This window comes from Vibrio sp. ER1A (genome assembly GCF_000733315.1).
Classification (GTDB): Bacteria; Pseudomonadota; Gammaproteobacteria; order Enterobacterales; family Vibrionaceae; genus Vibrio; species Vibrio mediterranei.
This window is the reverse complement of the sequence record NZ_JPJA01000006.1, coordinates 52,738-66,711: the sequence shown is the minus strand read 5'-3', so window position 1 is coordinate 66,711 and position 13,974 is coordinate 52,738. Positions and strand designations below refer to the sequence as shown.

The window sequence follows — 13,974 nt, the reverse complement described above, 5'->3', positions numbered from 1 at the left end:
ATTTACCTTCTAATTAAGCGCTGTATTAAGCGTAAAGTGGGTTAGTTTTTTCAGTGTCGATGTTGAACTTAGCAATTGCTTCAGTCACAACAGACTTCTCAACATCACCGCGCTTCGCTAGTTCAGTTAGTGCTGCAACTACCACGTAGCCTGCGTTAACTTCGAAGTGACGACGTAGGTTTTCACGGCTGTCTGAACGGCCGTAACCATCTGTACCAAGTACTTTATATGACTCTGAAGGCATGAACGCTCGAACTTGCTCAGAGTAGTTCTTCATGTAGTCAGTCGCGGCGATTGCAGGCTCAGTACCCATTACTTGTGCAATGTAAGGTACTTTAGCTTCTGCTTCTGGGTGAAGCATGTTGAAACGCTCTGCGTCTTGACCATCTCGAGTTAGCTCGTTGAACGATGTTACAGAGAACACGTCAGATGCAATGCCGTACTCTTCGCTTAGGATAGTCGCTGCTTTGCGTACTTCGTTCATGATAGTACCAGAGCCCATTAGCTGAACTTTAGACTTATCACCAGCGTAAGATTCAAGCTTGTAAATACCCTTACGGATGCCTTCTTCAGCGCCTTTTGGCATTGCTGGCATTGCGTAGTTTTCGTTCATCACAGTTAGGTAGTAGAACACGTTCTCTTGGTTCTCACCGTACATGCGACGGATACCGTCTTGCATGATTACCGCAACTTCGTAAGCGAATGTTGGGTCGTAAGAGATACAGTTAGGTACTGTGTTCGCCATGATGTGCGAGTGACCATCTTCGTGCTGTAGACCTTCACCATTTAGTGTTGTACGGCCAGCTGTAGCACCTAATAAGAAACCACGAGCTTGTTGGTCACCTGCCATCCATGCCATATCACCTACACGTTGGAAACCAAACATTGAGTAGTAGATATAGAACGGAATCATTGGTAGGTCGTTAGTGCTGTATGAAGTTGCAGCGGCAACCCAAGAAGCCATTGAGCCTAGCTCGTTGATACCTTCTTGCAGAACCTGACCAGAGGTTGCTTCTTTGTAGTAAGAAACGATGCCTTTATCTTCTGGTGTGTATTCCTGACCGTGTGGGTTGTAGATACCGATCTGACGGAATAGACCTTCCATACCAAACGTACGAGCTTCGTCACAGATGATAGGAACAACGTTCTTACCAATGTTCTTGTTCTTAAGCAGGATATTAAGCGTACGAACGTATGCCATCGTAGTTGAGATGTCACGCTTCTGCTCGCTTAGTAGCGGCGCGAACTCTTCTAGCTCAGGAACTTTAAATTCTTGAGTGAACTTAGGTAGACGCTGTGGCGTGTAACCTTTAAGTGCTTTACGACGAGCGTGTAGGTATTCGTATTCCGCACTACCTTCTTCCAGTTTTAGGTATGGAAGCTCTGCTACTTTCTCATCAGTTAGAATGTCTTGAAGACCTAGACGGTCACGTAGGTGTAGTACGTGAGTCATGTCCATCTTCTTAACTTGGTGTGCGATGTTCTTACCTTCAGCTGCATCACCCATACCGTAACCTTTAACTGTCTTAGCTAGGATTACTGTAGGACGGCCTTTAGTTTCTGCCGCATTTTTATACGCTGCATACAGCTTAGAAGAATCGTGACCACCACGCTTAAGCGCGAAGATTTCGTCATCTGTCATGTCAGCAACAAGTGCTGCTGTTTCTGGGTACTTGCCAAAGAAGTGCTCACGTACGTACGCGCCATCTTTAGACTTAAATGTTTGGTAGTCACCATCTACAGTTTCGTTCATTAGCTGTAGTAGTTTGCCTGACGTATCTTTCGCCAGTAGTGCATCCCAGTTGTTACCCCAGATAACTTTAACAACGTTCCAGCCAGCGCCTTTAAATAGACCTTCTAGCTCTTGGATGATGCTACCGTTACCCATTACAGGTCCATCTAGGCGCTGAAGGTTACAGTTGATTAGGAAGCATAGGTTATCTAGCTTCTCACGCGCAGCGAAAGACAGTGAACCACGTGATTCTGGCTCATCCATCTCACCATCACCTAGGAAGGCGTAAACACGTTGAGCTGAAGTGTCTTTAAGGCCGCGACCGTTTAGGTACTTAAGGAAACGAGCTTGGTAGATCGAAGAAATTGGACCTAGACCCATAGATACTGTTGGGAACTGCCAGAACTCAGGCATCAGTTTAGGGTGTGGGTATGAAGGAATACCTTTACCATCTACTTCTTGACGGAAGTTATCTAGCTGCTCTTCAGTTAGACGACCTTCAACGAATGCGCGAGAGTAGATACCTGGTGAGATATGACCTTGATAATAAACTAGATCGCCACCGTCTGTTTCGTTAGGAGCACGGAAGAAGTGGTTGAAGCACACTTCATAGAATGCTGCTGCAGACTGGTAAGAAGCCATGTGACCACCAAGGTCTAGGTCTTTCTTAGAAGCACGCAATACGATCATGATTGCGTTCCAGCGAATAATCGAACGAATACGACGCTCAAGCGTGGTATCACCAGGGTAAGCTGGTTCTTGTGCTGCTGGAATAGTGTTGATGTAGTTAGTGTTGATACCTGTTGGCATATCAACGCCGTCTAAACGTGCTTTCTCTAGAACTGTTTCTAGTAGGAACTGCGCGCGTTCTACACCTTCTTCGCGAACAACGGACTCAAGTGCTTGTAGCCAATCTTGAGTTTCCAGTGCATCTACGTCATGCTTCATGTCAGACATGGCGATCTTTCCTTCTGTTGGTTGGATCTACTTAATAAAAGTAAGCGTTTCTAGTTTTAAGAATCACTATCTTGTTGAATTCGTCTTAAAGAGCGCTCACGTCGAGACTCTTCTCTAGTCAAATCCAACAATGTTTCTTCGATATAAGCTAAGTGTGAATGAGACATTTCACGTGCCTTTTCAGGCTTTCCAGAAACAATCGCTTCCACGATATTAGCTCGGTGTTTACTGACTTTCTCCACCACTTCACTTCGGCGGTGCAATAACTTTAAATTCTGTAAAACATTTTGCTCTAGCAGTGGTGCTAGGCTTCGCACGATATGAAGCAAAACAACATTGTGTGCAGCTTCAGTTAACGCAACAAGAAAAGCCATGACCGCAGCAGCTTCTGCTTCGATGTCATCGGTTTCTTGTACTTTACGAATAGTGCCTAAGCAATTTTCAATTTGAGCAAAATCTTCATCGGTACCACGCAATGCTGCGAAATAAGCAGAAATCCCTTCCATAGCATGACGTGCTTCGAGCAAGTCAAGCTGCGTTTCATTATGGGAAGATAGAAGGTCTAGCAACGGATCCGAGAAACTTTTCCAAATATTTTCGCTCACAAACGTACCTCCACCTTGGCGGCGGGTAAGTAGTTTCTTCGCTTCTAAGCGCTGAATCGCTTCTCGAATAGAAGGTCGAGAAACATCAAACTGTTTAGCCAGCTCTCGTTCAGGTGGAAGCTGTTGACCTGCTGAAAGTGTCCCTTCAACAATCAAGCGTTCCAATTCCTGTTCAATCACATCAGAAAGTTTCGGCTGACGAATCCTTTGATAAGCCATATTTATTATTCTACTTTTCTTTCGAAGTTAATTGGTATTACCAATTTCAAATTGGCGTAAAAATTAACACATTTAAAACACCGATGTCTAGTGAAAAATTGATTCAAATCATAGAACCGGCCTTGCATTAACCATTCTGAAACATTTATAGATTAAAACATCAACACTCATGGTCAGACCAATTACATACAAGAAACTTATCGGGCAAATTGCGCGCTATAAAAACACTTATAAATCAACAACAAAGGAATAGTTTTGTCGGACAAGGAAACTTGACCAATATCAATAAAGGAAGGAATAACCCAAGGCCGGGTTATTAATAATTTGAATAACAAAATAAATCTGCAGCAAAACCCAACCGCTCAGTAATTGAACAATGGTTTTTTATGACAATGATTTTCTAAATCGAGCCCAGTCAAAAACAAGGCCGGGATCACTCTTTCTCAGCGGGGCAATATATTGATGCCCAGTGATACGTGGTTGAGTAATTAATGGATACGATTGAATCAAGGCACTACTTAGGCGCTGCAGACTGAGGTACTGTTCATCGGTGTAAGCCACATAGTCCGACCCTTCAAGCTCAATACCGATCGAGTAATCATTGCACTTCTCTCGGCCAGCAAAACTCGATACTCCTGCGTGCCAGGCTCGAGCAAGAAATGGCACAAACTGGACCACTTCTCCATCACGTCGAATCAAACAGTGCGCAGATACTCGCATGTTCTCAATCACTTTGAAGAAAGGGTGAATTGACGAGTCGAGCTTGCCTAGGAAAAAGTCTTCGATGTAAGAGCCACCAAACTGACCTGGCGGTAAGCTGATGTTATGAATAACCAGTAGTGATATATCACTAGTGTCTGTTCGGACATCATAGTGAGGAGATGGGACAATTCGCGCATGACAATACCACCCTTGAGCATCAATAAGCTCCAAGCTTTGTTTACCTTCATTTGTATTGCTACTGCGCATACATCTAGACTCCATCTACCTTTATGTCGTTATGATTTTATCCGACAACAAAGAAAATGCGAGAATTGATGCTGAAATTCCGCACAAGCAAGAGTATCATGCGCACTTTGTTACCCCACAAAGACAGTTTTAGCGATGAAGAACACACATAACAGTCAAGAACGCCTCGAATATCTTAAGCAGCAACTACCAGCAGAAATCTCTCGTGCCGTGGCAGATACACTACGCGAAGACCTCGGTGGTACACTAGATGCCACAGCGGATATCACTGCAAGTTTAATTCCGGCTGAGACTCAGAACGTTGCAACGATTATTACTCGTGAGCACGGTGTGTTCTGTGGCCAAATGTGGGCTGATGAAGTCTTTAAGCAACTTGGTGGTGAAGTCGTCATTGAATGGCATGTCCAAGATGGTGACAAGGTGGAACCAAATCAAGTGCTTTGCACACTAACAGGCCCTGCGAGAGTCTTGCTTACCGGCGAACGTAACGCTATGAACTTCATCCAAACTCTGTCTGGCTGCGCCAGCGTGGTTGCGCAGTACGCTGAGAAAATTGCGCATACCGAGTGCCGACTGTTAGATACACGCAAAACGATTCCTGGCCTGCGCAGTGCCTTGAAGTATGCTGTCGCTTGTGGTGGTGGCTTTAACCACCGCATTGGCGTATTTGACGCTTACTTAATTAAAGAAAACCACATCATTGCCTGTGGTGGTATCACTAAAGCTATTGAAACTGCGAAACAGCTTAATCCTGGCAAACCAGTTGAAGTCGAAACGGAATCTCTAGAAGAGCTGCAACAAGCTATTGATGCAGGAGCGGATATCATTATGCTCGATAACTTCAGCACCGACATGATGCGCAAGGCGGTTGAGATTAACGCTGGCCGTGCTGCTTTAGAAAACTCAGGAAATGTCACTATGGACACCATCGCTGAGTTTGCGGAAACTGGCGTTGATTATATTTCTGTAGGTGCTTTGACCAAGCACTTGAAAGCAATGGACTTGTCGATGAGATTTAAAGACTAGTCTATTTATCAATAAGAGAATCTTACTAAAGCGAAGCCTATTTGAGCTTCGCTTTTTTATTTCCAGAATTACGCTATCCAGAGTTCTAAACCCGAAATAGCCACTTGCTCCGCAACACCAATCTCATTTTTTGCAAGTCTGCTTTTAATTATCCACGCCTCCTCGTAAGCGCTTATCTAGTCGCTTCAACGTCAGCGGTGATGCCTTTACTGTTCAAGCTTTATGTCTCTGAGGAATCACTATGCACCAAGGAATTAACCAAAAAGGGTTTACCTTAATCGAACTGATGATTGTGGTTGCCGTTATCGGTGTACTTGCCGCTGTCGCTCTACCGCAATATCAAAAATACATTGGAAAAAGTGAGGCAGCCTCTGCTTTAGCGACCTTATCGGGGCTTCGCACCAATATCGAAGCGTACACTCTTGAGCAAGGAAGCTTTCCTGATACCGAAACTACACCAGCCTTAAAAACCCGATTAGGTTTCCCCAACGCAATTATTGAAGCCATTGAAGCCGAGGCTGGAGTCAGCAGTGCAGGCAATATTATTTTGTCATTTGATCAAGTCCCCAACGCAAGTCCTTCGGTTAGTAATTATAAATTGGCATTAGCACGAAATGCTCAAGGCGGATGGGCATGTATTAGTACTGCCACGGAAGAATCCGGAGTATTACCAAAGGGCTGTCAATATTCCGAAAGCGTCTCAGTAACGGTACCTGAATGATCCCGTCCACTCTCCCATCTATTTTAAGACAGGCTAACGCCATCGATGAAACGCAAGAAACTGCGTTATATGACCTGTCCATGTTATCTGGTTGCTCCGTTCCAGAAGGAGCAACTGAGCTCAACCTTTGTCAGGCTCAAGAGCTTGTTGCTGTTCTAGCCGACGTTTTTGGACTCCCAATAGTATCGATAAAGGACAACGACTATGCGAGTTTGTGCCAACAACTCGGTTTACGGGACGTCATAACTCAATACCAAGCCTTACCTATTTCACTGCGCGACAACGTTCTAACCGTTGCGGTCAGCGATCCCACCCCCTCGCAGTTAGAAAGTGATTTTAAGTTTGCCTCAGGATTGCAAATCGAACTGAGCTTGGCTAACCATCAAGACATAAACGCCGCAATACGCAAAATTTATGGAGAGGGTCAAGAGCAATGGAGCCAACAGACTAAGGAACTCACCTCTCACGAACTGGCAAACTTAGTACAAGTGAATGAGAGTGAACTTGAGCATTACGATGAGCTAATGCTGGATGACTCGCCTGTCAGCCGTTTCATTCACCAAATCCTATTAGAAGCTGTCAGCAAGAAAGCGTCCGATATTCATTTTGAGCCATACGAACACCAGTATCGAATTCGACTTCGCTGTGATGGTATTCTTATTGAGGCACATCAGCCATCGATACAATTAAGCCGCAGACTATCCGCTCGCCTTAAGATTCTCGCTAAACTAGATATTGCTGAACGCCGTCTTCCTCAAGATGGTCGAATCAAACTCAAATTATCACCACACTCCACCACGGATATCCGGGTATCAACCCTGCCAACTATGTGGGGAGAAAAGGTAGTTTTGAGAATTCTCGACCTAAACTCTGCCCATTTGGATATCGAGCAATTAGGGTATAACGACACTCAACAAGACCTATACTTTCAAGCGTTGCACAAGCCCCAAGGAATGGTGTTAATGACCGGGCCTACAGGAAGTGGCAAAACCGTCTCCCTCTATGCGGGACTCAAACGTCTTAATACCCCAGAGCGAAATATCTCTACTGCCGAAGACCCGATTGAAATACATCTAGATGGGATAAACCAAGTTCAAGTTAACCCTAAGATAGGCTTTGGTTTTTCTGCAGCCTTACGCACTTTTTTACGCCAAGATCCGGATGTGGTTATGGTGGGAGAAATACGAGATCTCGACACAGCGGAGATTGCGGTTAAAGCGGCTCAAACAGGTCATCTAGTTCTGTCAACTTTGCACACTAATTCCGCACTTGAGACCATCACACGGCTACAAAATATGGGAATAGAGAGCTTCAACCTCGTGTCTTCACTTTCGCTAATTATCGCGCAGCGGCTCGCTCGCCGTTTGTGCTCTTTATGTAAGCGCCCAGATCACCTCCCTAAAGATCTGCTCCGCAGTCTCGATATATCCTCCAGCCAAAAGATTTACAGAGCCAATGATGTTGGTTGTAGCAAATGTAATAGAGGTTATTCGGGTCGTATCGGTATTTACGAAGTGCTGGTTTTTTCCAACGAGTTAAGCGCTGCCGTTCTTCAGAAAGCCAGTATTCAAGATCTTGAAGTCATCGCTGTGTCACAAGGAATGATGACACTTAAACAAGCGGGGCTTGAAAAACTCACACTTGGACTGACAAGCTACCAAGAACTACAGCGTGTCCTTTATTTCGAATGAGAATGCCCCTATGCCTAACCCGCTTCCTATGCCATTAAGAAAGTTCCGCTGGAGAGGTGTTGATCGATCTGGCGCAAAAGCCAAGGGGCAAATCCTTGCTTTAACCGAAATGGAGGTCAGAAATCAATTAGGTCGGCAGCAAATCCATATCAGAAAAATTTCTCGCCATCGCATTTCGTTTTGGACCAGATTAACCCACAAGATTTCACGCAAAGACATCACTCTATTCACTAGGCAATTGGCTACTTTGCTGACGACAAGAGTTCCTCTTGTTCAAGCCCTTAAGCTTATCTCTGAAAGCCACTCCAAAGCCGAAATGAAATCGGTCCTTAATCAGGTCGCTAGCCGAGTGGAGAGTGGCGTCCCTATCGCTCAAGCGCTACAAGCACTAAGTACACATTTTGACCGCTTCTATATCGATATGATTGCGACGGGCGAATCGTCCGGAAACATTGCGGTGACGTTAGATAGGTTAGCAACATATCGTGAAAAACATGATGCTCTGCAGTCTAAAGTCGTTAAAGCCATGATATATCCAAGTATGGTGCTGATAGTTTCTTGTGCCGTAACCTATTTGATGCTCACGAGTGTGATTCCTGAATTTGAATCGATGTTTAAAGGGTTCAATGCCAATTTACCTTGGTTCACATCCGAGGTGCTGGAGCTATCAAACTGGAGCCAATCATACGGACTGGTTAGCGTTGCTTCTCTAGGTTTATTGATTGCTAGCATTAAGTTTATTAGCCTTAAAAATGCTACTGCCGAATTATATATAAGTAAATTAGCCATCAAACTACCCGTTGTTGGCGACATCATTACCAAAGCAACCATTGCCAAATTTAGCCGGACATTAGCGACCAGTTTTAGTTCTGGAATACCGATACTCACAGGCATACAAGCGAGCGCAAGAACAACAGAGAACGCTTACTTTCAACAAGCTATTTTTTCTATACACACTCATGTCGTAGCGGGCGTACCTGTTCATTTAGCAATGCGAAACAGTCTCGCTTTCCCTGAGATGGTGCTGCAAATGGTCATGATAGGTGAAGAAACTGGCAAGTTAGATGAAATGCTCAATAAGATCGCTAGCATCTATGAGGCGGATGTCGATAACATCGTAGACAACTTAGGAACAATCATCGAGCCTTTAGTTATTGTCTTCCTTGGCACAATAATTGGCGGGTTAGTGATTGCAATGTACTTACCTATCTTTAACTTAATGTCGGTAATAGGCTAACATAGGCAATAACTCACTGATTTTACGGTTTCATACTCAAGAATGGACGCATTTTCTTATTATCCTTGGCTCTTCCCTGCTTTTGCGGCTCTCTTCGGCTTGATCGTTGGCAGTTTTTTGAATGTCGTCATTTATCGATTACCGATAATGATGGAGCGTGGTTGGCGCGAAGAATGTGCCGAAGCCTTTCCTGAGTACAAAATTGCCCCTCCAGAAGATAAATTTAACCTTAGCGTGCCGCGCTCGGCATGCCCTAAATGCCATACACCGATTCGAATTATCGATAATATTCCTGTACTCAGCTGGTTGTTACTTAAGGGCAAGTGTCATCATTGCAGTCATAAAATCAGTGCTCGTTACCCACTTATTGAGCTCCTGACGGCAGCCATGTGTGCAACCGTAGCGTGGCAACTTGGGTATAGCGAATACAGCTTAGCGTTAATCGTCTTTACCTTCGTGCTTATCAGTGCCACTTTCATTGACTTCGATACCATGCTGTTGCCAGACCAGCTTACCTTACCTCTGATGTGGTTAGGCATTGCACTAGCATTATTAGGTATCTCTCCAATTTCGTTAACGGATTCTGTAATTGGTGCCATGGCTGGCTACCTCTGCTTATGGTCCATTTTCTGGCTGTTTAAGCTACTAACAGGTAAAGAAGGCATGGGCTACGGTGACTTTAAGTTGCTGGCAGCTCTCGGAGCATGGTTAGGCTGGCAACACTTGCCTTTGATCGTCTTAATGTCATCCGTTGTTGGGGTTTTATTTGGTCTCGTTCAATTGCGAATGCAAAAGAAAGGGATTGATGTTGCATTTCCTTTCGGCCCTTATCTCGCCATTGCTGGTTGGATTAGCGCTTTGTGGGGCGAGCAAATCATTCAATACTACCTAACGTCGTATATAGGGGTGTAACCATGGGATTTGTTATTGGACTTACCGGCGGCATTGCCAGCGGAAAAACCACCGTTGCCAACCTTTTTCACGATAATTTTGCTATTGATTTGGTCGATGCAGACCTTGTTGCTCGAGAAGTAGTAGAAGTAGGTTCGGCAGGTCTTGACGCTTTAACGCAACACTTTGGTATTGGGATCCTTCAAAAAGATGGTTCCCTTAATCGCAGTGCACTTCGGGAGCGCATCTTTGCTAACAAGGACGAAAAGCTTTGGGTGAATAACTTACTGCACCCGATGATCAGAGAGCGCATGCAATCACAACTGGATGCATCCACCAGCCCTTATACCCTATTCGTAGTTCCACTTCTCATTGAAAATGGGCTACAAACTATGGCTGACCGTGTTTTAGTTGTAGATGTCTGTGAAGAAACACAAATTTACCGAACAATGACACGTGATGGGGTGCCTGAGTCACAAGTGCGTTCTATACTCAAAGCACAAGTAGACCGAAAAACTCGTTTATTGCATGCTGACGATGTGATTGATAATAATACTGATAACGCTCAACTTTTGTCCCAAGTCACAGAATTACACCAAAAGTACCTAGCATTATGCGAACAAAATCGGTGAAAATAGCAGGGAAGCGTTTAAAGGCTAGCAGATGATCACAAATAGATTCGAACACCCTCTTAATGAAAAAACAAGAATGTACCTAAGAGTTGAATCTCTATTGAGACAGCTTCAGCACTCCTCGTCTTTTTCAGATAATTATCAGTATCAAATTTTCTTCAAATCACTGTTTGATTTACTGGAGATCTTTGAACAAATCCAGCTCAAAAGCGAACTCGCTAAAGATCTTGAAAAGCAACGTCAAACTTATCGTGCATGGCTTAATGTCGATGACGTCGATCAGGAAATGCTAGGCTCGATCTTAAGGGATCTAGATGGTGTACATAAAGATTTAATGATGGCCGAACGATTCGGTCAATCTCTGAAAGAAGATCGCTTCCTCAGCGCAATCCGCCAACGATTTGGACTGCCGGGTGGTTCATGCTGTTTCGATCTTCCGTCATTGCATTACTGGTTACATCTACCGATTGAAAAACGTATGCATGATGCTGAAGCTTGGTTAGCGTCAGTCAAACCACTTATGAATGCCCTTCAGTTATGGCTGAAGCTCACTCGTGAGACTGGTCGTTTTAAGAAACAAATTGCCCGCTCTGGATTTTATCAAAGTGACGCTGAAGAAGCCAATATCCTTCGTCTAACCATTCCAATGGAGTATGGTGTCTACCCAATGATTTCAGGACATAAAAACCGCTTTGCAGTGAAGTTTATTGCCTTTGAATCAGGTCAAGCCTACCCTAATGATATTGAATTTGAATTAGCTGTTTGCAGCTGAAAGTAACACTCAGGAATCACTATGAGTAAACCAACCGTTGTTCCATGCCCTCAATGTAAAGCTGAAGTTGTATGGAACGAAGACAGCCCTTTTCGCCCGTTTTGCTCAAAGCAGTGCCAAATGATTGATTTTGGTGAGTGGGCCGACGAAGAGAACACCATTCCTGGCGCACCAGATATGTCTGACAGCGATGGCTGGTCAGAAGATAATTACTAACCCGGTCCAGCAGTTACCGTCCCGTATATCTCGTCATCCCTGCGTAGGCAGGGATCTTATCAAAGAGTATTGACCGAGCTTATAGCTAACAGCTCTAACCGGACACATAAGTAAAAGTGCTAATGTATTAACTTCAAACATAAAAAAAGCGGAGCCCTTGGGCTCCGCTTAATACTTGAGAACGCTAGTAAAATAGCATTACTTCTTAGCAAGTTTCTCTTTGATACGAGCAGACTTACCAGAACGCTCACGTAGGTAGTACAGCTTGGCACGACGTACTGCACCACGGCGTTTAACTTCGATGCTATCAACCATTGGAGAGTGAGTTTGGAACGTACGCTCAACACCTTCGCCGTTCGAGATCTTACGAACAGTGAAAGCAGAGTGAAGACCACGGTTACGGATAGCGATTACAACGCCTTCGTAAGCCTGTAGACGCTCACGGTCACCTTCTTTTACTTTAACCTGAACTACAACAGTGTCACCTGGTGCAAATTTAGGTAGGCCTGATTTCATTTGCTCTTCTTCAAGAGCCTTGATGATGTTACTCATGTTCTTAAATTCCTAGAATAAACTGATACTAAATTAAATAGGTTACTTGCTATTAACTCGATGCTCTTTTATGAACTCGGCAAGTAATTGTTCCTGTTCGTCAGTCAGAGCTAGGTTTTCCAGGAGCTCCGGTCTTCTTAGCCAAGTACGGCCTAACGACTGCTTAAGTCGCCAGCGACGAATGTCCTTATGGTTACCAGACTTGAGGACACTTGGTACCTCTAAATCGTCTAGAACTTCAGGGCGCGTATAGTGTGGACAATCTAGTAAGCCATTTGCAAAAGAATCTTCTTCTGCTGAAGCAAAATCGCCTAGTACTCCCGGAACAAACCGTGAGACTGAGTCGATTAGCGTCATGGCTGGGATTTCCCCACCTGTCATCACAAAATCTCCGATTGACCATTCTTCGTCAACCTCTGTTTGGATGATGCGCTCATCTACCCCTTCGTAGCGTCCACAAATCAACACAAGGTTGTCGTTTTTCGCTAGTTCTTCTACCCCAATCTGGTCGAGCTTACGACCTTGAGGAGAAAGGTAAATAACTTTCGTCTTACCCGGTGATGCCTGTTTGGCTGCGTGAATGGCATCGCGCAATGGCTGAACCATCATCAACATGCCAGGACCACCACCGTAGGGTCTATCATCGACAGTGCGATGTTTGTCGTGAGTGAAATCACGAGGATTCCATGTCTCAATCGACAGTAGACCTTTTTTAACCGCTTGACCTGTTACTCCATAATCAGTAACGCTGCGGAACATGTCTGGAAAAAGGCTAATTACGCCAACCCACATCTGTTCTCTCGCTCTTTCAGTTACCAATTAAGGATTAGAATCCAGGATCCCAGTCAACTTCGATCCGTTGAGCTTCGCGATCAACTTTCTTGATCACTTGCTCTTCAAGGTACGGTATCAACCGTTCCTTTTGCCCAAAAGCATCTTTCAGATTTGCTTTCACAACCAGAACATCGTTCGAACCCGTTTCCAACATGTCGGTTACTTCACCTAGGTCGTAACCTTTTGTGGTCACTACTTTCATGCCGAACAATTCGCGCCAGTAGAACTCATCTTCTGACAGTTCAGGAAGCACAGCTGGATCAATTGCAATTTCAAAGTTAGTTAGTAGGTGAGCTTCTTCACGAACCTCAAGACCTTCAAGTTTACACACCATACCTTTGTTATGGCGCTTCCAACTTTCAACTTTCAATTCGACCCATTCGCCCTTTTGACTAATGTACCAAGGACTGTAATCGAAAATACTTTCAGGATTGTCTGTGTAGGTAAACACTTTAAGCCATCCACGAATGCCATAAGTAGAACCAAATTTACCTACAACAATTCTTTCGGGAGTATTGCTCATAGTTTCTTTACCTTTCATCGACGACATACTGCTAACTAAACTAATAATTAAGTCGCTTTTTGAGCGTCTTTAACTAGCTTAGCAACACGGTCAGAAACTGTTGCGCCTTGACCAACCCAGTGGTTAACGCGCTCTAGGTCTAGACGTAGACCTTCTTCTTGACCAGTAGCAGTTGGGTTAAAGAAACCCACTTTCTCGATGAAACGGCCAGTCGCTGCATTGCGGCTGTCCGCTACTACGATTTGATAGAATGGACGCTTCTTAGCGCCGTGACGTGCCAAACGAATGGTTACCATATCGTCCTCTTTGCTTTCTCAATAATAAAAATGACCTCAGAAGTGTTTCTCTAATGAGCAACCTGAGGTCTCGTGCCAAAATAAAGCCCCGGAATTTTACT

15 protein-coding genes are annotated in these 13,974 nt (G+C 44.4%); 8 read left to right on the top strand and 7 right to left on the bottom strand.

The genetic code is table 11. The features are described from left to right. Positions 1–25: 25 nt before the first annotated feature. The 3 genes from aceE to ampD form a co-directional block, all read right to left on the bottom strand. On the bottom strand, positions 26–2,689 hold the full coding sequence (gene aceE, locus HW45_RS02100) for a pyruvate dehydrogenase (acetyl-transferring), homodimeric type (protein ID WP_038224321.1): 2,664 nt from the start codon (positions 2,687–2,689) through the stop codon (positions 26–28). A gap of 56 nt (positions 2,690–2,745) precedes the next feature. Then, complete coding sequence (gene pdhR / locus HW45_RS02095) at positions 2,746–3,513, bottom strand: pyruvate dehydrogenase complex transcriptional repressor PdhR (protein ID WP_006074432.1); 768 nt, start codon at positions 3,511–3,513, stop codon at positions 2,746–2,748. Positions 3,514–3,897: 384 nt separating this feature from the next. Continuing rightward, positions 3,898–4,482 (bottom strand): 1,6-anhydro-N-acetylmuramyl-L-alanine amidase AmpD, encoded by a 585-nt coding sequence (gene ampD / locus HW45_RS02090; protein WP_006074431.1) that lies wholly within the window; start codon positions 4,480–4,482, stop codon positions 3,898–3,900. 135 nt (positions 4,483–4,617) lie between these two features. Between ampD and nadC the strand changes: the two genes are divergently transcribed. The 8 genes from nadC (at position 4,618) to yacG (ending at position 11,668) form a co-directional block, all read left to right on the top strand. Further along, positions 4,618–5,508 (top strand): carboxylating nicotinate-nucleotide diphosphorylase, encoded by an 891-nt coding sequence (nadC, locus tag HW45_RS02085; protein WP_006074430.1) that lies wholly within the window; start codon positions 4,618–4,620, stop codon positions 5,506–5,508. A gap of 241 nt (positions 5,509–5,749) precedes the next feature. After that, positions 5,750–6,229, top strand: a complete 480-nt coding sequence (locus HW45_RS02080) for a pilin (protein WP_038224319.1) — start codon at positions 5,750–5,752, stop codon at positions 6,227–6,229. Further along, the gene (pilB, locus tag HW45_RS02075; protein ID WP_038224379.1) at positions 6,229–7,920 is read left to right on the top strand and encodes a type IV-A pilus assembly ATPase PilB; all 1,692 of its coding nucleotides are present in this window, start codon (positions 6,229–6,231) and stop codon (positions 7,918–7,920) included. The genes HW45_RS02080 and pilB overlap by 1 nt, the downstream gene beginning before the upstream one ends. 10 nt (positions 7,921–7,930) lie before the next feature. Then, a complete protein-coding gene (locus HW45_RS02070; protein WP_038224317.1) occupies positions 7,931–9,157 on the top strand; it encodes a type II secretion system F family protein in 1,227 nt (408 codons plus the stop codon). A gap of 42 nt (positions 9,158–9,199) precedes the next feature. After that, positions 9,200–10,069: a prepilin peptidase gene (locus HW45_RS02065; protein WP_038224315.1), complete on the top strand. Its 870-nt coding sequence runs from the start codon at positions 9,200–9,202 to the stop codon at positions 10,067–10,069. 2 nt (positions 10,070–10,071) lie between these two features. Continuing rightward, on the top strand, positions 10,072–10,680 hold the full coding sequence (gene coaE, locus HW45_RS02060) for a dephospho-CoA kinase (RefSeq protein WP_038224313.1): 609 nt from the start codon (positions 10,072–10,074) through the stop codon (positions 10,678–10,680). 31 nt (positions 10,681–10,711) lie between these two features. After that, positions 10,712–11,452, top strand: a complete 741-nt coding sequence (gene zapD / locus HW45_RS02055; RefSeq protein WP_031494891.1) for a cell division protein ZapD — start codon at positions 10,712–10,714, stop codon at positions 11,450–11,452. 21 nt (positions 11,453–11,473) lie between these two features. Next, positions 11,474–11,668 (top strand): DNA gyrase inhibitor YacG, encoded by a 195-nt coding sequence (gene yacG / locus HW45_RS02050; RefSeq protein WP_006074419.1) that lies wholly within the window; start codon positions 11,474–11,476, stop codon positions 11,666–11,668. Between the two features lie 198 nt (positions 11,669–11,866). Here the strand turns inward: yacG and rplS are convergent, their stop codons facing one another. The 4 genes from rplS to rpsP are packed head-to-tail and all read right to left on the bottom strand — an operon-like array spanning position 11,867 to position 13,873. Next, on the bottom strand, positions 11,867–12,220 hold the full coding sequence (rplS, locus tag HW45_RS02045) for a 50S ribosomal protein L19 (RefSeq protein ID WP_006074418.1): 354 nt from the start codon (positions 12,218–12,220) through the stop codon (positions 11,867–11,869). A gap of 42 nt (positions 12,221–12,262) precedes the next feature. Then, complete coding sequence (trmD, locus tag HW45_RS02040) at positions 12,263–13,012, bottom strand: tRNA (guanosine(37)-N1)-methyltransferase TrmD (RefSeq protein WP_038224311.1); 750 nt, start codon at positions 13,010–13,012, stop codon at positions 12,263–12,265. Between the two features lie 34 nt (positions 13,013–13,046). Beyond that, positions 13,047–13,604 (bottom strand): ribosome maturation factor RimM, encoded by a 558-nt coding sequence (gene rimM, locus HW45_RS02035; RefSeq protein WP_031494889.1) that lies wholly within the window; start codon positions 13,602–13,604, stop codon positions 13,047–13,049. Between the two features lie 20 nt (positions 13,605–13,624). Next, positions 13,625–13,873, bottom strand: coding sequence for a 30S ribosomal protein S16 (gene rpsP / locus HW45_RS02030; protein WP_038224310.1), 249 nt, complete (start codon positions 13,871–13,873; stop codon positions 13,625–13,627). Positions 13,874–13,974 lie beyond the last annotated feature (101 nt).